The sequence below is a fragment of the Chromobacterium sp. Ag138 genome (assembly GCF_055181315.1).
Genome location: NZ_JBUPWA010000001.1, coordinates 4,317,723 through 4,339,528 on the forward strand (window position 1 = coordinate 4,317,723; position 21,806 = coordinate 4,339,528).

11 protein-coding genes and 1 tRNA gene are annotated in these 21,806 nt (G+C 63.4%); 4 read left to right on the forward strand and 8 right to left on the reverse strand.

The features are described 5' to 3' along the window. Positions 1-6 precede the first annotated feature (6 nt). From ACY3GB_RS20190 to ACY3GB_RS20200, 3 genes are all read left to right on the forward strand, one after another. Positions 7-10,785: a LysM peptidoglycan-binding domain-containing protein gene (locus tag ACY3GB_RS20190; RefSeq protein WP_463090306.1), complete on the forward strand. Its 10,779-nt coding sequence runs from the start codon at positions 7-9 to the stop codon at positions 10,783-10,785. Continuing rightward, a complete protein-coding gene (locus tag ACY3GB_RS20195; protein WP_463090307.1) occupies positions 10,786-11,214 on the forward strand; it encodes a hypothetical protein in 429 nt (142 codons plus the stop codon). Between the two features lie 128 nt (positions 11,215-11,342). After that, positions 11,343-12,275, forward strand: a complete 933-nt coding sequence (locus tag ACY3GB_RS20200) for an IS5 family transposase (protein ID WP_463090305.1) — start codon at positions 11,343-11,345, stop codon at positions 12,273-12,275. 157 nt (positions 12,276-12,432) lie between these two features. On the opposite strand, the gene ACY3GB_RS20205 is transcribed toward ACY3GB_RS20200, so the two are convergent. The 8 genes from ACY3GB_RS20205 to tgt form a co-directional block, all read right to left on the reverse strand. Next, entirely contained in the window at positions 12,433-13,305 is an 873-nt protein-coding gene (locus ACY3GB_RS20205) for a trypsin-like serine protease (RefSeq protein WP_463090308.1), read from the reverse strand. Positions 13,306-13,464: 159 nt separating this feature from the next. After that, positions 13,465-14,277, reverse strand: coding sequence for an MBL fold metallo-hydrolase (locus ACY3GB_RS20210; protein ID WP_463090309.1), 813 nt, complete (start codon positions 14,275-14,277; stop codon positions 13,465-13,467). A gap of 76 nt (positions 14,278-14,353) precedes the next feature. Beyond that, entirely contained in the window at positions 14,354-16,249 is a 1,896-nt protein-coding gene (gene mutL, locus ACY3GB_RS20215; protein WP_463090310.1) for a DNA mismatch repair endonuclease MutL, read from the reverse strand. 69 nt (positions 16,250-16,318) lie between these two features. Then, positions 16,319-16,963 carry a DedA family protein gene (locus tag ACY3GB_RS20220; protein ID WP_463090311.1) on the reverse strand — a complete coding sequence of 215 codons (645 nt, stop codon included), beginning with the start codon at positions 16,961-16,963 and terminating at the stop codon, positions 16,319-16,321. Between the two features lie 74 nt (positions 16,964-17,037). Next, the gene (gene secF / locus ACY3GB_RS20225) at positions 17,038-17,973 is read right to left on the reverse strand and encodes a protein translocase subunit SecF (RefSeq protein ID WP_046157094.1); all 936 of its coding nucleotides are present in this window, start codon (positions 17,971-17,973) and stop codon (positions 17,038-17,040) included. Between the two features lie 3 nt (positions 17,974-17,976). Further along, positions 17,977-19,824 carry a protein translocase subunit SecD gene (gene secD, locus ACY3GB_RS20230; RefSeq protein WP_463090312.1) on the reverse strand — a complete coding sequence of 616 codons (1,848 nt, stop codon included), beginning with the start codon at positions 19,822-19,824 and terminating at the stop codon, positions 17,977-17,979. 67 nt (positions 19,825-19,891) lie between these two features. After that, complete coding sequence (gene yajC, locus ACY3GB_RS20235; protein ID WP_463090313.1) at positions 19,892-20,218, reverse strand: preprotein translocase subunit YajC; 327 nt, start codon at positions 20,216-20,218, stop codon at positions 19,892-19,894. A gap of 138 nt (positions 20,219-20,356) precedes the next feature. Further along, positions 20,357-21,472, reverse strand: a complete 1,116-nt coding sequence (gene tgt, locus ACY3GB_RS20240; RefSeq protein WP_463090314.1) for a tRNA guanosine(34) transglycosylase Tgt — start codon at positions 21,470-21,472, stop codon at positions 20,357-20,359. Between the two features lie 136 nt (positions 21,473-21,608). On the opposite strand from tgt, the gene ACY3GB_RS20245 reads away from it, so the two are divergent. Further along, positions 21,609-21,685, forward strand: a tRNA-Val gene (locus tag ACY3GB_RS20245). Positions 21,686-21,806: the final 121 nt, after the last annotated feature.

Genomic DNA, 21,806 nt, shown 5'->3' on the forward strand with positions numbered 1-21,806 from the left:
CGCGTATTGCGGCAGACCGAGCCGGGCGGGCGGGTCACCGAAAGCCGCTACGACGCCAATGGCCGGCTGCAAGCCGTCATCGTCGACCCGGACGGGCTCAAGCTGACCACCGCCTACGACTACGACGCCCAGGGTCGGAAAGTGCGGGTCACCGAAGCGGCCGGCACCGCCCAGGCCAAAGTCACCGAATACGAATACGACGGCGCCGGGCGGCGCGTTCGCGAGACGGTCGATCCGCAGAAGCTGAGCCTGAGCACGCGCTACAGTTACGACGGCAACGGCAACGTCACCGCCAAGACCGACGCGGCGGGCCAGGTCACGCGCTATGTGTACGACGGCAACGACCGGCTGTACTACAGCATCGACCCGCTGGGGCAGGTGACGGAGCAGCGCTACGACGCGGCGGGGCATGTCACTGCCAGCGTGCGTTACGCGACGGCGATCAAGCTGGACGGATTAGACCAGGCGTCGAAGCTGTCGGATGTTGAGGCCCGGCTGAGCGCGACGGCGCAGGACCAGATTACGCGCACGGTGTACGACGCGGCGGGCCGTCAGAGCTACGTGGTGAACGCCGCCGGCGCGGTGACGCAGTACGAGTACGACGCGGCCGGCAATGTCACGACCAAGCGCGAACTGGCCAATCCAGTGCCGACGCGCGGGGTGAAGGTCAAGAACGCGGACGGCCGGATTCACGACATCGTCAAATACATGGGCAGCTTCAGCGCCGGCGACGTGGTGACGGCGACGGTGCGCTGCAAGGCGCCGGCGGGGTTGAAGGCCGACGTGTTCCTGGGCAATGCGGTGGGAGCGAGTGCCTACGACAACGCGGTGTCGCAGACGGTGGTGGGCGACGATGGCTGGCACACGGTCACGCTGACGCAGAAGATGACGCAGACCCGCGACCTGCAGGTTCTGCTGTACAACCTGGTGCAGGGCGGTGACGCGCAAGCCGGGGTGATCTACGCGGATCTGCGGGTGAGCAGCGCGCAGCGCGGCGAAGTGCTGGCGGAGACGTTCGAGAAGTTCGATCCGGCGGCGAAGGGCTGGGTGGTGGAGGCGGACTTCGAGCCGGCGCTGGTGGACCTGTCGCAGGGCGGCAGCGCCAGCCAGCTGGCGGCCTTCCTGCCGACGCTGTCGGATCCGGCGCGCGACCGGGTGACTGCGAACGTTTACGACGCCGCCGGCCGAGCAACTTTTAGCATGGACGCGCAGGGTTATGTCTCCGAACGCCGCTATGACGCGGCGGGCAACGTCACCACGACGGTGCGCTATGGCCAAGCCGTCTCGCTGGATGGCCTGTCGCAGCCGTTGAAGTCAGATGATCTGACGGCGCGGTTGAAGCCCGGCAGCCAGGACCAAACCACTCGTACCGTGTACGATGCGGCGGGCCGGGCGACCTTCAGCGTGGATGCGCAGGGTTACGCCTCCGAGCGTCGCTACGACGCGGCGGGCAATGTCACGGCGACGGTGCGCTATGGCCAAGCCGTCTCGCTGGATGGCCTGTCGCAGCCGCTGAAGGCAGGCGATCTGACGACGCGACTGAAAGCCGGCCCGGCCGACCAGACCGTGCGGATGGTATACGACGCTGCGGGTCGTCAAAGTTACGTGGTGAACGCCGCCGGCGCGGTGACGCAGTACGAGTACGACGCGGCGGGCAATGTCACCGCCAGGCGCGAACTGGCCAATACCGTGCCGACGCGCGGGGTGAAGGTCAAGAACGCGGACGGCCGGATTCACGACATTGTCAAATACATGGGCAGCTTCGGCGCCGGCGACGTGGTGACGGCGACGGTGCGCTGCAAGGCGCCGGCGGGGTTGAAGGGCGATGTGTTTCTGGGCAACGCGGTGGGGGCGAATGCCTACGACAACGCGGTGTCGCAGACGGTGGTGGGCGACGATGGCTGGCACACGGTCACGCTGACGCAGAAGATGACGCAGACCCGCGACCTGCAGGTTCTGCTGTACAACCTGGTGCAGGGCGGTGATGCGCAAGCCGGGGTGATCTACGCGGATCTGCGGGTGAGCAGCGCGCAGCGCGGCGAAGTGCTGGCGGAGACGTTCGAGAAGTTCGATCCGGCGGCGAAGGGCTGGGTGGTGGAGGCGGACTTCGAGCCGGCGCTGGTGGACCTGTCGCAGGGCGGCAGCGCCAGCCAGCTGGCGGCCTTCCTGCCGACGCTGTCGGATCCGGCGCGCGACCGGGTGACTGCGAATGTTTACGACGCTGCCGGCCGCCTGCTGTCGGTCAGCAAGGGCGACGGCAGCAGTCAAGCTCAGACCGTCCGCTACGAACTGGACGCCTACGGCAACCGGGTGAAAGAGTGGGACGGCAACAACCACCTCACCCGCCGCGAGTTCGACGCGCTGGGCCGGGTGTATAAGGAAACCCACGGCGAGGGCGACGCCACCGTCACCGACTACGACGCGTTCGGCAACGCGGTCAAGATCACCGACCCGCGCGGCAACGCCGGCTACTTCTACTTCGACGCGCTGGGCCGCCGCATCCTGCAGGTGGACCCGGCCGGCGGCGCCACCCGCACCGACTACGACGCCTTCGGCAATGCCCGCGCCGTCACCCGCTACGCCAACGCCGTCGATCCGGCCACGCTGCAAATCGGCGTTTTGCCGACCGTGACCGCCGACGCCAAGCGCGACGCCGTCAGCCGGGTCGACTACGACGCGCTGGGCCGGCAGACCCGGATCACCGACGCCGAAGGCGGCGTCGAGACGATGACCTACGACGCCTTCGGCAACAAGGCGACGTACACCAATCAGCTGGGCGCGGTGTTCAGCTACGACTACGACGCCGCCGGCCACGTGCTGAAGGAAACCGGCCGCGACGGCGCGGCCGTCCTGAGCACCAAGCGCTTCGAATACGACGCCTTCGGCAACCGCACGCTGCAAGTGGAGGCGGAAGGGCAGCCGGAACAGCGCCGCACCGCCTACGGCTACGACAGCCTGAACCGCCTGGTCAGCCAGAGCGGCGACGCGGTGAAGATCTACACGCTGGACAAAGGCGAGCAGAACAACGTCAGCCCGACCGAAACCCGGCGCTACGACGCGGCCGGCAACCTGGTGGAATTCGTCGACGCCAATGGCAACGTCACCCGCACCGCCTACGACAGCCAGAACCGCAAGGTGAGGGAGCGCAACGGCGACGGCTACGTCACCGCCTGGGCCTACGACGGCGCCGGCAACGTCATCGAGCAACGCATGTACGCCACCGCGGTGGGCCTGCCCGCCGATGGCAGCGCGCCGCAGCCGGCGGATGGCAACTGCCGCGTCACCAAGTTTGAGTACGACAACAATAACCGGCTCAAGCGCACCATCGTACCCAATCAGCAGGTGATCGCGCTGCACCGCCAGCCGGGCGACGACAACGGCGCCAAGAGCAACTATGACATCCTGACCAGTGATCTGGTCACCAGCCGCGACTACGACGCCAACGGCAACGTGATCCGCGAGACCGACGCCAACGGCAACCTGGCCCAAGTCCGCGACAAGACCAACCGCAGCGTGCACCGCTACTACGACAAGGCCGGCCGCAAGGTCTTGGAAGTGGACGCCGCCGGCTATGCGGTGGCCTGGGACTACAACAGCGCCGGCAAGCCAGTGCGCGAAACCCGTTACGCCGCCGCCATCGGCGTGCCGGCCGACAGCGATACGCTGGACGCGGTCAAGGCCCGGCTGAAGACCGATGCCCAGGACCGCATCAGCGAGTTCGATTACGACCTGCTGGGCCGGGTGGCGGAAGAGCGCCGCCTCAACATCGCCTATTACAACCAGGCCGACTTCAACGGCGCGGCCAAGGACGACGCCATCCAGCAGACGCTGCAGACCGGCGCTGTGCGCACCCAGTACCACTACAACCAGATGGGCCTGGTGGACCGCAAGACCGACGCCAAGAACGGCGTCACCGACATCGGCTATGACAAGCTGGGCCGTGAGATTCATCGCGAAGAGGCCGCCTTCGCCAATCAAACCGGCCAGATGGTGCGGCCGACCACCGACACCGCCTACAACGGCCTGGGCCAGGCGACGCAGGTGCGCAAGGCCGGCGTCGAGGGCGTGTTCAGCGAGACCCATTACGGCGCCGGCGGCCGCGCCGACTGGAGCAAGGATGCCGAAGGCAATGTCACCTGGTACGACTACGACGCCGTCGGCAACGTCAGCCGCACCCGTCGCGACCGCAAGGAGGCGGCCGGCGGCCAGGATGTCACGCTCTATGCCTACACCGCCGCCAAGCAGCAAAGCGTCAAGCAGGATGTCGGCAGCGGCCTAGTCAGCGAAACCCGCTACAACGCCTGGGGCCAGGTGACCAACAAGCGCACCAGCCTCAACCGCCAGGGCGACTGGCAGGAGTTCAGCGAATACGACGGCGCTGGTCGACTGACCCGCGGCAACGCCGGCGGCGTGACCAAGCTGTACGGCTACGACGCCAACGGCAATGCGACGATGACGGTGGAGTCCGGCGCCGACAGCCAGGACCTGTTGCGCAGCCAGGACTTGCAGACGGTGCTGAACCTGCTATCGGACGTGCGCGGTGCCAATTACCAGCAATACCTGAACGACTACCGCTTGAAGCTGGACGATTACGACGCGCGCAACCAACACGTGGCGACCTACCAGCCGCGCATCGCCAACGCGACCGATTCGCAGTCGGTGCAGATCAAGGCCTGGGAAGTGGCGAAGCCGCTGACGGGCAATGGCGATGTGGTGACGGTGGGGAAGGTGGCAACGCGGGACCAGATCGTGACGAATCCGGTAGCTAGCGGCGACTTGAGCATTATTGCAAATGGGGTTATTTCAGGTAGTGTGACTGCCGGGCTATGTAGTCTGAGGCCGCAAGGTATTGTAGATGATAATACTTATGCCTTGGACGCAAGTGCAGCAATTCATATTCCTAGTTCGTTGGCCGGGTTGGGTAATGAGCATTACCGAATAAGGTATAGTGCGGCTGTGGATAATAATCGTGGCCGTCAATTGTGGAGCGAGGATTTTTATGTTACAGGTCCCGATATCTCATTGGCTAGGCATGTTCCAGGAAATTTAATTAGTTCAATCTTTCGTCCCGTTTTGTTCGGGCCAGGATCTCCGCAGCGCATTCCTAGTTATTGGCTTATTGAAGTTTATAAGACTGTGGGGAGTAAGGAGGTAAAGCTTGGGGAGGCTGGGGCGACAGTTTATGCGGGTGGAGGGAGTAATAATACAGGAGCGATATCTTTTCAAACTCAGGCTTGCAATAAGATTTATTTTACGAATATGCAGGTGGGGAGTACGCGACTTCTTCTGTTGACAAGGCCCATAGGAGGTGCTGGCGGTTGGACGCTGATACCAACCTTGTCGGACGGCGATGCAAATAGCGGCCGATTTGTTTTCGACTGGTCCAGCATGGCGCGCGGCAATTACGAGTACCGCTATCTGGCTTTTGACGCTGCCGGCACGGTCAAGAACAGCGGCCAGGGGCAGATGGCGTTGAATGACGGCGCTCCATCTATCACCCCGGCCAAGGATGGCCAGGGCCAATTGCAGGGCGCCGATCCGGCCTTCATGTATGCCGACAACGGTGGTTGGGGCAAGGGCCTGGTCAATATCACCGGGGTGGGGGGCACCGCCAACCATGGCAAGATCCGTTTCCGCTCGCCGCCGGGCAGCGGCGCCTGGAGCCAGGCCTATGATCTGAGTGTGGCCACCTCCGTTGGGCCGCTGCTGGGCTGGTTCCAGTTTGACCCGGCCACGTATGGCCTGCAGCCTGGCACCCGCTACGAATACGACCTGCAAGGCCTGGATGCCAGCGGCAAGGAAGCCGGCCACGTGGTCGGCAGCTTCGTGCCCGGCGATGCCAGCAGCCTGACTCCGCCGACGCCGTGGAGCAGCCAGTCGCAGATCGTCCACCTGAGCAACCAGTCCGCGCTGGCGGCTAGCGGCGTGGTGCGCTATCGCCTGGCCGGCAGCCAGGGGGATTACCTCACCAAGGCGCTGACCAAGAGCGGCGACGGCCCGGGCCGCTTCGACTGGGACACCGGCGAGAACGGCGCGCCGGCCGGCAACTACGAGTTCGAATACCAGATCTTCGACGCCGGCGGCGCGTTGATCAACCGCCTGCGCGGCCAGATGGCGCTGGGCGGCAACCAGGAGCTCAAGCTGGATGCGAATTCCGGCCTGATCCTGCCGCTGGGCGTGCAGTTCGACCCCAAGCAGCCCAGCGCCGCGCGGCTGGACGTCAGCTATCGCATCAAGGGCGGCAACGGCGACTGGCAGCAGAGCCAGATCCCGCGCAATGCCGCCGGCACTTTCCTGCTCAACGTCGATAACTGGAAAGAAGGCGACTACGAATACCGCTTCATCCTGCGCGACGCCGCCGGCGCGGTGGTCAACGGCGCCGACGGCTCGGCGCTGGAAACCAGCGGCTATATCCACCGCGGCAGCAACAGCAGCCAGATCAACGGCCAATCGCTGCAATGGGTGGTGGACAAGTCGCTGTACAACGCCACCGTGGTGCGCCGCCAGGCCTACAACGCCTTCGGCGAAGTGGTCAGCGAAACCGACGGCGTCGGCAACACCACCGTTTCCGACTACAACGTCGCCGGCAAACTGGTGGCCAAGCGCGAGGCGCGGCTGCGTCTGCGCGACGACGACGGCAATGCGCTGAAAAACGCCGACGGCAGCGACCAGCTGGGCGACGAGGCCGTCACCCGCTACGGCTACGACGCGATGGGCAATCTGGTGTCCACCGTCGACGCCAACCAGCATGAGAACAAGCAACGCTGGCTGGCCGGCAGCCAGGACGGCCAGGGCAAGGTGCTGCGCGAACGCCACGCCGATGGCAGCGGCAAGGAAATGGGCTACGACCAGCTGGGCAATCTGCGCACGCAGACCGTCAACGGCCAGCGCCAGCAGGACTACGCCTACGACAAGCTGGGCCGCCTGAAACGGGTGGATCGCGCGCCGGGCGCCAACGGCAAGCGTGGCTACGACGAATACGACTACGACAGCGCCGGCCAGCGCATCGGCCACCGCACCACCAGCAACGGCAGCGACGTGCTGACCGACACCACCCGCTACGACAGCCTGGGCCGAGTGTTGGACACCGTCAGCGCGGCGGCCCGCCATACCAGCTACAGCTATGTTTGGGACGCCCAACTGAAGGGTGCCGGCGGCATTGTGGTGGGCGGTTGGCGCATGACCACCACCAACGCCAACAACATGACGCAGCAGGACGCCACCAGCCTGTTCGGCCTTAAGGCCGAGCACCGCGACCTGGGCGGCCGGGTGACGCAATACCAGTACAACAACGCCGGCCAACTGGCGACGCAGTCGTCCAGCAAGGGCCAGAACATCGTCTACACCTACTACGGCAACGGCAACCTGCAGGGCATCGAAGACCGCGTAGCGGGGCAGTTCACGCTGTACGGCTACGACGACGACGGCCGCAAAACCTACGAAGCCTATGCCAACGGCCCGGACCGCAACAGCCTGACCTTCTACCAGCAATCGGCGCTGCGCTACGACGAGCGCGGCCGGGTGATCGAAATCAAGGATCCGCGCTTCCTCAGCCGTTACCAGTACGACGCCGTCGGCAACCGCCAGCGCGTCTACAGCGTGTACCAGGACGGCAAGGACGGCAGCCGCCAGGTGCAGGACAACTGGTACGACTACGACGCGATGAACCGCTTCACGCTGAGCCAGGGCAGCCGCGACGCATCCGGCAATCTGGCGCGCGGCAGCCGCGGCGTCAGCGTCGAGTACGACGGCTTCGGCCAGCGCGCCAAGGTGACCAATGCCGATGGCAAGGTGGAGACCTATGCTTACACCGACAACGGCTACCTGACCGACACCCTGATCAACGGCCAGTTGGCCTTCCGCCGGGGCAACGACCTGCTGGGCCGGACGTTGGACGCCGAAACCTTCAACTGGGACGGCAAGACCCAGGCCGGCAAAACCCACACCGACTACGACGCCGACAACAAGATCACGCGTCAGGCGGTGGACGGCAAGGCTACCAAATATGTGCTGATGAACGACGGCACCGTCGAGCATACCGAGCAGGAAGGCGACACCTCGGTTAAAACCTACTACCAGTACGAATGGTGGGACGAAGCCAAGCAGTCCGCCATCACCGCCCAGCCGTACAACAAGAACGCTCCTGGTTGGCAGTCGGGCATCTCACACCTGACCTACGACGTCAATGGACATCTGAAAGAGGCCATCGATGAAACGAAGCATCGTAGCCTGCGTTACGTCAACGACGCCCAAGGCGTGGTGATCCGGCGCGAGGAAATCGACAATCTATCGGTGTACAAGAAGCAGGATTACTACTACGTCGACGGCAAGCAAGTAGGCGCGGTGGGCAATGATGGCCCCAGCCGGATCGATTTCGCCCAGGCCCTGGCCCAGACCACGCTGGGCAATAAGAAAGACCAGTACCGCTTCGGCGTGGCGGTGAGCAGCGCCGATTTCGACCAGAACTACGAACCGATCGGCCCCAGCTACCCGGCGCAAACTCCGGGCAGCGTCACCGTGCGCGAAGGCGATACGCTGCAAGTGATCGCCGCCAATCTGTGGGGCGACCGCGCGCTGTGGTATCTGCTGGCCGACGCCAACGGCCTGCAAGGCACGGAAACGCTGAAGGCCGGCCAAGTGTTGCGAGTACCGAACAAGGTCACCAACTTCCACAACAACAGCGCCACCTATCGGGTGTACAGCCCGGGCGAAGCGATCGGCGACGTGACGCCGACGCTACCGGAACCGCCGCCGCCCCCGCCGCCGCCGCAGTCGAGCGGTGGTGGTTGCGGTGGGATCGGATCGATCTTCGTCGCGGTGGTGGCAGTGGTCGCGACTGTTGTTACCGCTGGCGCAGCGATGGCGGCGTTGGGTCCAGTGCTTGCCGGCGCGCTTGGCGGAGCGGTTGGCTCCATTGCCGGTCAGGCAATGGCGATGACTTTAGGCATGCAGAGCAAGTTCTCGTGGAGCCAGGTCGGAGTCGGAGCGATTAGCGGTGCCGTGACGTGGGGCATGCAAGGGGGGGCCTTTGGTCAGACCTTGCAAAACAATATTGTTGTGCAGGGCATGGCAAGCAGTGCCATCAGCCAGGGCGTGTCGATGGCGGCGGGGTTGCAGAAGTCCTTCAGCTGGACCTCGGTGGCGGCCTCGGGCGTGGCGGCGTGGGCGGCCAACAGCGCTGGCTTGCAAGCAGGCAGAGGGGTAGATCCATTTGAGCGAGTGGGCTATGGCACGATGCGCGGCATGCTGAGCGGCACGATTCAATCTGTTATCGGCGAGGATCACCGGCCTGATTGGGGTAACCTGGCGGCCAGCTCGTTCGGCAGCGCGGTGGGCTATCAGGTAGCGGGTAATCCGGTAGCGGGCAGTTGGCAGGTTGTGGAAGATGACCGTATGGTGAGTGCGAATGCCGCAAGAGGATTATTCCCCTACAACGCAGCCTATGATCTGAAACCGCCGGTTGCCGATGATGCCACTGCCCGGGCCTTGGGCTTCCGGGGGAACGATTGGGCATTGATGCCGGAGCGTGGAGATGAGGGGCCGACCCGGTATGTCGTGCGGAAAGGCGATACGTTCACCAGCATTGCGCGCAATATGGGCCGCACGGCGGCGGCAATCGCGCTGGCAAATGGCAAGGTCAATCAGTTCCGCTTGCAACCGGGACAGTCTTTGGTCATTCCGGGGGCGGGTAGCTATAGCGATGATGATCTGGCCGCCGCAAGCACGTTCATGGACAAGCAAAACCGCGAGCGCATCGCCGTGCAGAATGCGGCGCGTCAGCAGGCATTGGCAGAGAAAATCCGCGCAGGCGTGCCTTTGCTGTCGTTGAAGTCGTCGTTTACGCCTGAGAATCTCACCGATGGGCTGTTGATGACGTTCGGCGCGGCGGCGCAGATAGTTGGCAATGGTGAGCATGCTGGTCAACCTACCCAAACTGCACTGGGTTCATACAGGGCTGGCTATGCGGGCCGTGATTTGGGCGTTATGGATGGGTATCCCGACTGGGCTGCGGCTGGGCAGCTAACGGCAAGAGCTGGGCAGGCGTTCGCAAGCTATGGATTAGGTGCGATAGGCTACACCGATATGCAAGCCGCTCGTCAAAGTTGGTCGAATGGATCTTATGGCAGTGCTATCGGATATGGTGTCGCCGCGACCGTAAATGCGGCATTGACGGCGGGGACTGTGATTTCCTTTGGCATGGACTCGCCGTTGACAGAATCGGCTCGTGCAGGATTCACGTGGTTGCGCGCGGAAGGCAGGGGGCTGTTTGCAGAGGGGCGGGTAGGGGATGGACTTGGGCCTGTGCTTGATCGAATGTATGATAAGTATGTTCCATTCGGGCGATCATACGTCGTATCGCCAAAAGGTGTTCCAAGCAGAAATGCTCCAGTGGAAAGACTAGATGTAGGTACTTATGGTGAGTTTGCTCCTCGTAGTGTTGGAGATGGTTTAACGCCTGACCACATCCCATCATTTGCAGCAGTAAAATATAATGTCGAACAGCAGCTTGGTCGTGCATTGACGCCTGCAGAGGCACGTGAGTTACGTAATAATACCAGTGCGGTAGTTATTGAGACGGAGTTGCATCAGCAAATATCACGCACGTATGGTGGGCGTAACACGGCTGTGAAAATTCAGCAGGACTCAATGGATCTTGGTGCTGCGGCCCGTGCTGATGAAGCCATGTATAGGGAGAGGCTCTATCAGCATGGTTATACAGAGGAACAATTGAATGCAGCGTTTCAACGGCTCCATGAAGCCAATCAAAAGAAAGGATTGTATTAAATGGAAAAGCCAATAGACTTGCTTGGTCATTTATACAGTCACCTCGTTGATAGTAAAGCTTTTTCTCCTTTTGATTCTCCTGCTCCTGAGAGAATTGGCGAGGAAAGTTATGTAGAAATTTTTGAGGTGGGAGTGTCCCTCGTGTTGCCTGATGGAATGGTTGTGGAAACTGTTCATTTGCACTCCCAAGGTCATGAAGGATATATTCAGTTTGGCGGTGAGCTTCCAGATGGGTTGAGCTTTGATATGGATAGACAGCATGTCAGGTCCTTGCTTGGCGAGCCTTATGATTATAGTGATGGGGTGGAGGTAATTATTTTAGGTAAGAAGCCCGCATGGGATGCATATAAACGGAACGGGTATCATCTCCATGTTGAATATTCGGCTAGCAAAAGCTCCATTCGATTGATTACGCTGAGCCTAATTTAATGCTTTGTGCTTGATTTAATGCTGTGAGATTTTTAAGCGGCGCGCCTTTTTTTGATGGTGCGCCGTTTTTAGTTCCAAGGGCTTTGTTGCACAAATCACCCTCCCTGCAGGCGGGGTAGAATGACGGCATGAGTAAGCCCGCCCCGCCCAAGTACAAGACCACTAACTGGAAGACCTACAATGCTGCGCTCAAGGCGCGTGGGTCGCTGATAATCTGGTTGGACCGAGACATGCACTGGCATGGCTCTGCGCTCGGCAAACGTGGACGGACACCGACCTTCAGCGATGCCGCCATTCAGTTCTGCCTGACGATCAAATGCCTGTTCAATCTTGCGCTCCGACAGGCCGTGGGTATGGTGCAAAGCCTGCTCAAACTGGCAGGGCTGGACTGGCTAACACCGGATTACAGCACCGTGTGCCGACGGCAAAAGCATTTGCAGGTGGCCATTTCTTGCCATCCAAGCACGACCGGGCTGCACCTGTTGATCGACAGCACCGGCATCAAGATGCTGGGTGAAGGCGAATGGAAAACGAAGAAACACGGCGCGGAGTACCGCCGTCAGTGGTGCAAGGTGCACTTGGGCATTGATGCGCAGACGCTGGAAATCCGGGCGATTGAAGTGACCGACAACACGGTGGGCGATGCGCCAATGTTGCCGGAGTTGCTGGACCAGATTCCCGCGGGGGAAAGGATTGCTGCAGTAAGTGGCGATGGTGCCTACGACACCAAAGGCTGCCATGAAGCGATTGCCAAGCGAAAAGCCGAGGCGGTGATTCCTACCCGAAAGAATGCCAAGCGGTGGAAGGAAAATCGGTTGGGCGCCCATGTCCGAAACGAGATACTGCGTGCTACCCGGCTCCTGGGACGAGCGATCTGGAGGAAGTGGAGCGGTTACCATCGCCGCAGCCTGGTGGAAACCAAGATGCGTTGTTTCAAGCTACTGGGCGAGCGGGTGATGGCAAGGGACTTCGACCGTCAAGTCGCAGAGCTCCAAGTGAGAGCGGCGATCTTGAACCGCTTCACGCGGCTCGGGACGCCGATGACGGTGCGCATACCATAAATCCGTCTGGGGAAAGGGGGCTCTGCATGCCGAAGCCAATTTATGCAACAAAGCCGGATGCGCCGTTTTATTTTGGGTCAAGAATCCATTAACAAGAGTCGTGGTTGGGCTGAGCCAGCGAAGCCCAACGCTTGCCGCGATGTATCGGAATCAATGGTCAAAACAAATACCCCCCGGCATACAGCGCCGTCGCCGCGTTGTTGATGATGGGTTTGTCCGGCGGCAGCCGGTCGGGCAGGAAATTGGCGCCCAGCGTCGCGCCCATCAGGTAGACCCGGCTGCCGTTGACGTGGAATGCCGGGCCGCCGGAATCGCCGGTGGCGGTGCTGCTGTTGTTGGATGCCTCGGCGATCTGCGCGTCGGTGAAGTAGAGGTCGGGACGGCTTTGGCGCAGCACCTGGGCCTGGCGGGACGCGATGGCGGCGTTGCGGACCTGGAAAGGGTGGGACAGGTTGAGCTGGCCGCCCTGGGCGTTCAGCACGTCGCCGAAGCCGGTGACGAACGCGCCCTTGCCGGCCGGGTCCTGGCGGTAGAAGGCCAGGTCGCTGTTGCCGTAGGCCACGCGGTGCAGCGGGCTGGCGGCGATGTAGTCGCGTATCGGCAGCTTGGCCTTGAAGGAGATGAACATCAGGTCGTAGTCCCAGCGGCCGTAGCCGTTGCGGAATTCGATGTCGCTGTTGTCCGGAGCCAGAATCTGCTCCTTCGCCGGCAATGGCTGCCGGAGGTTGTCCGGCGCGGCGGCGGGGAAGTCGTAACCCACTTTCAAGCCGTCGAGGAAGCCGGTGATCAGATTGGCGACCTGGTCTTCGTTCCACGCCGTCGGCGTGGCGATGCCGGCGCGCACGCACAGATTGTGCTTGGCGGTGACGATGCCCTGGATCTGGTTGGCGTCGATGACCAGCACGCCGGAGCCGGTGAAGCGCTCATTGCTCAGCCTGACCGAGCTGAACTGGATCTGCTCCCTGGCCGCTGGCGGCAACCGGGAAAAGGCGTTCAGCGCATCCCGTTTGGCGGTGTCGTTGAATTGCATGATTCCGCTCCTTCAGTCTGGAGGCCGGCAGGGAGCGCGGCTCTCAGTCGCAGGAACGAAGAGGGGAGGCGGTTTGTGAATGAGATGGACATGGGGCCCGATGACCCCATGCCATTTCATTTGGCTTGCCGGGCGGCGAAATGCTGAAGCGGGAAGCTTTTAGTCGAAGATCAGCCGATTGCCGACGGCGATGTTGGTTTGCCTGGGAAGGAAGTGGCGGGCGTAACCGCTGCAATGGCAGGCGAAGAGCTGCGTGCCGGCCTGGGACTGGAAATAGCGGCGGACATTCAGCAGCCGCAGCGGGCCGGCGCTGCGCAGGTGGAAGCCGCCTATCACCGCCCGCACGCGGCTGTCGCCGCAGACTTCCATCGCGTAATCGACGGTGTGGCGGATGCCGGAGTGGGCGCAGCCGCTGAAGATGATCAGGCCTTTCTCCGTCCGGCAGACCAGAGCGGAGTCGTCTTCCACCCGGTCCGGCGCGCTGCGGCGGGTTTGCGGCCACAAACGGCCCATGGCGCGCCGGCCTTCGCGGTAGGTTCGGCGCGGAATGCGGCCGAGAAACATGAAATCGTCGGCGAAAGGGTAAGGATCGCGGTGCAGCTGAAGATCGAAACGAGTCTCCAGGTCTGACGGGATCGCCGGAATGCCGAGCCGCCGCAGTGGCCACGGGCCCAGCATGGCGGCGCGCGGCAGCAAGGCGTGCGGGTGGGCGATCAGCTGCGGCCGCTTGTGCAGGATGGGGGACAGCGCGGCGAGACCGCCGCTGTGGTCGTAATGGCCGTGAGACAGCACCAGATGGCTGAGCCTGGACAGATCGACGCCCATTTTTTTGGCGTTATCCAGCAGCAGGCCGCTGCGGCCGGTGTCGAACAGCACGCGGTGGCCGTTGTGCTCTATCCATAGCGACAGGCCGGCCTCTGCCCGCAGGGCCGGCCGATGGCTATGGTTTTCCACCAATACGCTGACTCTCATCGGTGTTTGGCGAGCGTGTCGCGTCGCGTCGGGATCAATGCGGGTCTGGTCATTCTATGGGGGAGCAAGGATGCGATTACTGGCCGCGCATGAACAGCTTGTCCAGGTCGCGCATGGTCAGCCGGGTCCAGGTGGGGCGGCCGTGGTTGCATTGGCCGGAGCGTTCGGTGGCTTCCATGTCGCGCAGCAGCGCGTTCATTTCCGGCAAGGTCAGCTGGCGGTTGGCGCGCACCGCGCCGTGGCAGGCCATGGTGGCCAAGAGCTCGTTGCGGCGCTCGGTCAGCACCTGGGTCAGGCCGAACTCGCGCACGTCCTTCAGCACCGCGCGCGCCAGGTCCACCGGGTCGCCGTCCTTCAGCCACACCGGCACGCCGCGCACGGCGATTTGGGTCGGCGACAGCGGCGCCAGCTCCACGCCCAGCCGTTTCATCTCCTCGCCGTGCTCGTGCGCGGTGGCCACTTCCATGCGGTCGGCGGCGAAGGATACCGGCAGCAGCAGCGGCTGCAGCGGGATGGCGTCGGCTTCCAGCGCGGTTTTCAGCCGTTCGTAGACGATGCGTTCGTGTGCGGCGTGCATGTCCACCAGGATCAGCCCTTCGGCGCACTGGCTGAGGATGTAGACGCCGTGCAGCTGCGCCAGCGCGAAGCCCAGCGGCGGGATGCCGTTTTCGTCGTGGGCGGGCATGGCCAGCACCGCCGGATGCGGCAGCGGCGCGGCGGGGGAGGGCATGGCCGGCTCGGCGCGCGATAGCGCCCGCTCTTCCTCGCGCAGGCCGCCGAACAGCTTGTCGTAAACGCCCACCGCCTCGCGCGCGACGTTCAGCGGGATGGACTGCTGCTGATATTGGAAAGGCTGCGGCGCCGGCATGCCGGACGAGGCTGGCCGGGGCGAGACGCTGGCGAAAAGCGGCGCCGACTCGCCGCGCGGAAGCTGCGGCGCCGCGGGTTCCGCGCCTTCCACCTGCACCGTTGGCGCGGCGCCGGCGCTGGTGCCGGCCAATGCCTTGTGCACGCTGTGGAACAGGAACTGGTGCACCGCCTGGCTCTCGCGGAAGCGGACTTCGATCTTGGTCGGGTGCACGTTGACGTCCACGCCGGACGGCTCGAGCTGGAAGAACAGCGCGTAGGCCGGATGGCGGTCGTGGTGCAGCACGTCGCGGTAGGCCTGGCGCAGCGCGTGCTGCGCGGTCTTGTCGCGGACGAAGCGGCCGTTGACGTAGAAGTACTGGGCGTCGCGGCTGGCCTTGGAGTAAGTGGGCGAGGCGACGAAGCCGGTCAGCGCCAGCGGACCGGCCTGGCTGTCCAGCGGGATGGCGGCGGCGACGAAATCCTTGCCCAAGAGCGCTGCCACGCGGTCCTCGGCGCTTTGCGAGGGCAAGCGCCACGCCACCTTGCCGTTGTGGCGCAGCAGGAATTCCACGTCCGGGTGCGCCAGCGCGATGCGTTCGAAAGTGGCCGCGCAGTGCGCGTACTCGGTGTTCTCGCTCTTCAGGAACTTGCGCCGCGCCGGGGTGTTGAAATACAGGTCCACCACTTCCACGCTGGTGCCGTGCGGATGGGCGGCCGGCTCCACCGGGTGCAGCGTGCCGTCTATCGCGATGATTTGGTGGGCGTGGTCGGCGTCCTGCGGCCGGCTGACCAGCGTCAGCCGCGACACGGACGCCACGCTGGCCAGGCCCTCGCCTCGGAAGCCCAGCGTGGATACCGATTCCAGATCGTCCAGCGAGGCGATCTTGCTGGTGGCGTGGCGGTCCAGCGCCAGCGGCAGATCGTCGGCGGCGATGCCGGCGCCGTTGTCCGTCACCCGGATCAGCTTGATGCCGCCCTGTGCCAAGTCCACGCTGATCCGCGTCGAGCCGGCGTCCAGGCTGTTTTCCAGCATTTCCTTCAGCGCGGAGGCGGGGCGTTCCACCACCTCGCCGGCGGCGATCTGGTTGACGAGGTGGTCGGGCAGGCGTTGGATGCGTGTCATGGGCGGCGTTTGAGTGTGATGGCAATGCAAAAGGCCGCGCTAAGGCGGCCTTGTCGATTCTACTACGGATCAGCCGCGGGCGGCCGCGCGCTTGTGGCGCCAGATTTCGATCAGTCCCGGCAGGAACGAGACGAAGATGATGCCGAAGATCAGCAGCTCGAGGTTCTTGCGCACGAAAGGCAGGTTGCCGAAGAAGTAGCCGGCGTAGGTGAAGCCGACCACCCAGGCGACGGCGCCCACCACGTTGTACTTCAGAAACTGCGGGTAGTGCATCTTGCCGATGCCGGCGACGAACGGCGCGAAGGTGCGCACGATGGGCACGAAGCGGGCGAAGATGATGGTCTTGCCGCCGTGGCGCTCGTAGAAGGCGTGGGTCTTGTCCAGGTACTGCGGTTTCAGGATGCGCGGGAACATGTCGAACAGCCGCATGCCGATGTTGCGGCCGATCGCGTAGTTGGTGGCGTCGCCCAGAATGGCGGCGACGATCAGCAGCAGCACCAGCAGGTGCGGATTCATCTGGCCCATCGCCGCCAGCGCGCCGGCGACGAACAGCAGCGAGTCGCCCGGCAGGAAGGGGGTGACCACTAGGCCGGTCTCGCAAAACACGATCAGGAACAGGATGGCGTAGACCCATGGGCCGTAGGCGGCCACCAGCTGGGTCAGGTGGGCGTCGATGTGCAGGATGAAGTCGATCAGAAAGGTGATGGCTTCCATGATTTCCGTTATGAGCTAGGTGGGCAGACGCGAAACTGGCCGGACGAGCCGGCCAGTCGTTCAGAAGGCGATGATCAGACCACCGCTTCCTCTTTTTGTTTCACCGGCTTGATCATGTGCTCGCGCTTCACGCCCAGCCACAGCGCGATCGGGCTGGCCACCAGCACCGACGAGTAGATGCCGAACACAATGCCGATGGTCAGCGCCATGGCGAAGCCGTGCAGCGCCGGGCCGCCGAACACCAGCATCGACACCACCATCATTTCGGTGGAGAAGTGGGTGATGATGGTCCGGCTCATGGTGGAGGTGATGGCGTTGTCGATCACCTCGGCCACCGCGTGGCCGCGCATGCCCGGCTTGCGGAAGTTTTCGCGGATCCGGTCGAACACCACCACCGATTCGTTCACCGAGTAGCCCAGCACCGCCAGGATGCCGGCCAGCACGGTCAGCGAGAACTCCCAGCGGAAGAAGGCGAAGCAGCCCAGGATGATCACCACGTCGTGCATGTTGGCGATGATGGCGGCGACGGCGAAGCGCCACTCGAAGCGGATGGCCAGGTAGAGCATGATGCCGACGCAGACCAGGATCACCGCGGTCAGGCCGTGGGAGACCAGCTCCTCGCCGACGCTGGGGCCGACGAAGTCCACCTTGCGCAGCTGCACGGTGGGATCGGCGGCCTTCAGCTGGCCCATCACCTTGTCGGACAGCTGGGCGGTGCTGGTGCCCGGCTTGTTGGGCAGGCGGATCATCACGTCGCGGCTGGTGCCCAGGTTCTGCACCGTGGATTCGCCCAGCTTCAGCGCGTCCACTTTCTCGCGGATCTGGTCCAGGTTGGCCGATTGCTGGTACTGCAGCTCCAGCACGGTGCCGCCGGTGAACTCCACACTGAAGTTCAGGCCGCGGGTGGCCAGGAAGAACACGGCGAGCACGAAGGTCACCAGCGAGATCGCGGTGGTGAGCCGGCCGTAGCTCATGAACGGGATGTCCCGTTTGATGCGGAAAAGCTCCATGGTTTAGCCCTTGTTTTCCGGTTTCCACACCTGGCCGATGGCCAGCGAGGTCAGTTTGCGGCGACGGCCGTACCACAGGTGCACCAGGCCGCGCGACACCAGCACCGCCGAGAACATCGAGGTCATGATGCCCAGGCAGTGGACGATGGCGAAGCCGCGCACCGGGCCGGAGCCGAAGATCATCAGCGCCAGGCCGGCGATCAGCGTGGTGACGTTGGAGTCCAGGATGGTGTGCCAGGCGTGGTCGTAGCCGGCGTGGATCGCCGAGTGCGGCGGCATGCCGTTGCGCAGCTCCTCGCGGATGCGTTCGTTGATCAGCACGTTGGCGTCGATGGCCATGCCCAGCGCCAGCGCGATGGCGGCGATGCCGGGCAGGGTCAGCGTGGCCTGCAGCATCGACAGCAGCGCGATCAGCAGGAACACGTTGATCGCCAGCGACAGCGCGGAGAACACGCCGAACAGGCCGTAGTAGAGCACCATGAACGCGGCGATGGCGGCGAAGCCCCACAGCGTGGCGTGGAAGCCCTTCTCGATGTTTTCCTTGCCCAGGCTCGGTCCGATGGTCCGCTCTTCGATGATGTTCATCGGCGCGGCCAGCGAGCCGGCGCGCAGCAAGAGGGCGGTGTCGTTGGCTTCGGCGCTGTTCATGCTGCCGGAGATTTCCACGCGGCCGCCGCCGATCTCGGTGCGGATCACCGGCGCGGTGACCACTTCCTTGCGGCCTTTTTCCACCAGCACCATCGCCATGCGCTTGCCGACGTTTTCGGCGGTCAGCTGGCGGAAGATGGCGGCGCCGGTGCTGTCCAGATTGATGCTGACGGCGGGCGCGCCGAACTGGTCGAAGCTGGGCTGGGCGTCGTTGATGTTGTCGCCGGTCAGCTCCACGTCGCTCTTGAGCAGGATCTTGCTCTGGCCGCGGGAGGTGGCTTCGTCCAGCAGCTCGTAGCCTGCGGGCACGTTGCCGGCCAGCGCTTCGGCCACCTTGCCCTGGTCGTCCTCGACCATGTGCACTTCCAGCGTGGCGGTGCGGCCGATGATGTCCTTGGCGCGGGCGGTGTCCTGGATGCCGGGCAGCTGCACCACGATGCGGTTCGGGCCGGCCTGCTGGATGATGGGTTCGGTGGTGCCCAGCTCGTTCACGCGGTTGTGCAGCGTGGTGATGTTCTGCTTGACCGCGTCGTTCTGGATCTTGGTGATCTCTTCCGGCTTCAGGGTCAGCAGCAGCTTGTTGGCGGTGTCGTCGGTGCGGACCGCCAGGCTGGGCAGCATGCGGTAGGCCACGTCCTGGGCCGACTTCAGCGTGTCTTCGTCACGCAGCTGCACTTCCAGCGTATTGCCGTTGCGCTTGATGTTGCCGTAGCGCACCTGCTTGTTCTTCAGCTCGCGGCGCAGATCGCCGGCGTAGCGTTCCATCGCCTTGTCGGTTGCCGCCTGCATGTCCACTTCCAGCAGGAAGTGCACGCCGCCGCGCAGGTCCAGGCCCAGGAACATCGGGTTGGCGTGCAGCGAGGCCAGCCAGGACGGGGAGGCAGGCAGCAGGTTCAGCGCGATGATGTAGTTGTCGCCCAGCGCGTGCTGGATGGCGTCGCGCGCCTTCAGCTGGGTGTCGGTATCCTTGAAGCGGACCTTCAGGCTGTTGGCGTCGAGAAAGACGCCGTCGGGGCTGATGTTCTGCGACCTGAGCGCGTCTTCCACGCGCCCCATCACGGCGGAGTCCACCGGGATCGACTGGCGCGAGCTGGAGACCTGCACCGCGGGGGTCTCGCCGTAGAAATTGGGCAGCGTGTAGATTGCCGAGATGATCAGCGCCACCACGATGACGAGGTATTTCCAGAGAGGGTAGCGGTTCATGTTCTAGTTCTGGAGTGGGAAATGAACAAGGCCGCCTGCGGAGCGTTCCGGGGCGGCCGTGATGGGCTTACAGCGACTTCAGCGTGCCCTTTTCCAGCTTGGCGCCGACGGCGCTGCGCTGAACGTGGATTTCCACGTTGTCGGCGATTTCCAGGGCCAGGTATTGCTCGCTGACTTTGGATACGCGGCCGACGATGCCGCCCTGGGTGACCACTTCATCGCCCTTTTGCAGTTCGGACAGCATTTTCTGGGTTTCCTTCATGCGCTTCTGCTGAGGGCGGACCATCAGGAACCAGAACAGCACGAAGATCACGATCATGGGCAGGAAGCCCATCAGGTCGAAACCTGCGGGAGCTGCGCCGCCGGAGGCGAAGGCGGGAGTAATGAAGGACATCAGGGAAACTCCTAAATTTCGTTATGACTTCAAGTTCGAACAGGGCATTGTAGCCATGCTCCATGTCTTTTCCAACCATGGAGCGCGGCAAGGGCGTGGGACCATCGGCGGCCGGCCGCGGTTCCCCGCCCGTCGCGCTTAGTTGACGCCGCGCGCGCGCTTGGCCGCGAACTCCAGGCGGAAGTCCTCGAAGCGGTCTTCTTCGATCGCCTTGCGCATCTCGCGCATCAGCTCCTGGTAGTAATGCAGGTTGTGGATGGTGTTCAGCCGCGCGCCCAGGATTTCGCCGACGCGGTGCAGGTGGTGCAGATAGGCGCGGCTGAAGTTGCGGCAGGCATAGCATGCGCATTCCTCGTCCAGCGGCTTCTTGTCATCCTTGTAGCGCGCGTTCTTGATCTTGACGTCGCCCCATTGGGTGAAGATCCAGCCGTTGCGCGCGTTGCGGGTCGGCATCACGCAGTCGAACATGTCCACGCCGTTGGCCACGCCGTGCACCAGGTCTTCCGGCGTGCCCACGCCCATCAGGTAGTGCGGCTTGTCGGCCGGCAGCATGTCTTTCAGCTCGGTCAGCATCCGGTACATTTCCGGCTTAGGTTCGCCCACCGACAGGCCGCCGATGGCGATGCCGTCGAAGCCGACCTGCATCAGGCCTTCCAGCGACTCCTGGCGCAAATCGGTATAAAGGTTGCCTTGCACGATGCCGAACAGCGCGTTCGGGTTTTTCAGGTCGTCGAAGGCGCGGCGCGAGCGCTCGGCCCAGCGCAGGCTCATCTGCAGCGACTTCTGCGCGGTGGCGTGGTCCACCTGGCCCGGCGTGCACTCGTCCAGCTGCATCACGATGTCCGAATTGAGCACGGTCTGGATCTTCATCGAGATTTCCGGGCTCAGGAACAGCTTGTCGCCGTTGATCGGACTCTGGAAGGTGCAGCCTTCCTCGGTCAGCTTGCGCATGTCGGACAGGCTGAATACCTGGAAGCCGCCGGAGTCGGTCAGAATGGGCTTGTCCCAGCCTATGAACTCGTGCAGGCCGCCGAACTGCTCGACGATCTCCAGGCCCGGGCGCAGCCACAGGTGGAAGGTGTTGCCCAGGATGATCTCGGCGCCGATGTCGTTCAGCTCGACCGGGCTCATCGCCTTGACCGAGCCGTAGGTGCCCACCGGCTGGAATACCGGGGTCTCCACGGTGCCGTGGTTCAGCTCCAGCGTGCCGCGCCGCGCGCCGCCGGAGGTCTTGTGTACGGTAAACTTCAACATTATTCGAAGTATCGCTTCAGGGTTTGTTTAGCAAAATCAGTCCGCTAGTATACAGCAAGCGCGCGGGCTGCGTCGGTGTCGCAAAAAAGTGCTTGCCAAAATGGGAAGGCTCTTATACTATGCACACCTCGACGACAGGCACGTAGCTCAGTTGGTTAGAGCACCACCTTGACATGGTGGGGGTCGTTGGTTCGAATCCAATCGTGCCTACCAAATTAAATGCATGGAGTTGCCAAGTGAAATTCTTGCGAACTACCACAACCCGACATACTCACGGAAGCTGAGCCTTGCGGGTTGTACCATGCGAAAAGAAGTGCGGCTCAGGCCGCACTTT

Bases quoted from the DNA above. Each gene is read 5' to 3' on its own strand.
- ACY3GB_RS20195 (WP_463090307.1), top strand. From the start codon at position 10,786: ATGGAAAAGCCAATAGACTTGCTTGGTCATTTATACAGTCACCTCGTT.
- ACY3GB_RS20200 (WP_463090305.1), top strand. From the start codon at position 11,343: ATGAGTAAGCCCGCCCCGCCCAAGTACAAGACCACTAACTGGAAGACC.
- ACY3GB_RS20205 (WP_463090308.1), bottom strand. From the start codon at position 13,305: ATGCAATTCAACGACACCGCCAAACGGGATGCGCTGAACGCCTTTTCC.
- ACY3GB_RS20210 (WP_463090309.1), bottom strand. From the start codon at position 14,277: ATGAGAGTCAGCGTATTGGTGGAAAACCATAGCCATCGGCCGGCCCTG.
- mutL (WP_463090310.1), bottom strand. From the start codon at position 16,249: ATGACACGCATCCAACGCCTGCCCGACCACCTCGTCAACCAGATCGCC.
- ACY3GB_RS20220 (WP_463090311.1), bottom strand. From the start codon at position 16,963: ATGGAAGCCATCACCTTTCTGATCGACTTCATCCTGCACATCGACGCC.
- secF (WP_046157094.1), bottom strand. From the start codon at position 17,973: ATGGAGCTTTTCCGCATCAAACGGGACATCCCGTTCATGAGCTACGGC.
- secD (WP_463090312.1), bottom strand. From the start codon at position 19,824: ATGAACCGCTACCCTCTCTGGAAATACCTCGTCATCGTGGTGGCGCTG.
- yajC (WP_463090313.1), bottom strand. From the start codon at position 20,218: ATGTCCTTCATTACTCCCGCCTTCGCCTCCGGCGGCGCAGCTCCCGCA.
- tgt (WP_463090314.1), bottom strand. From the start codon at position 21,472: ATGTTGAAGTTTACCGTACACAAGACCTCCGGCGGCGCGCGGCGCGGC.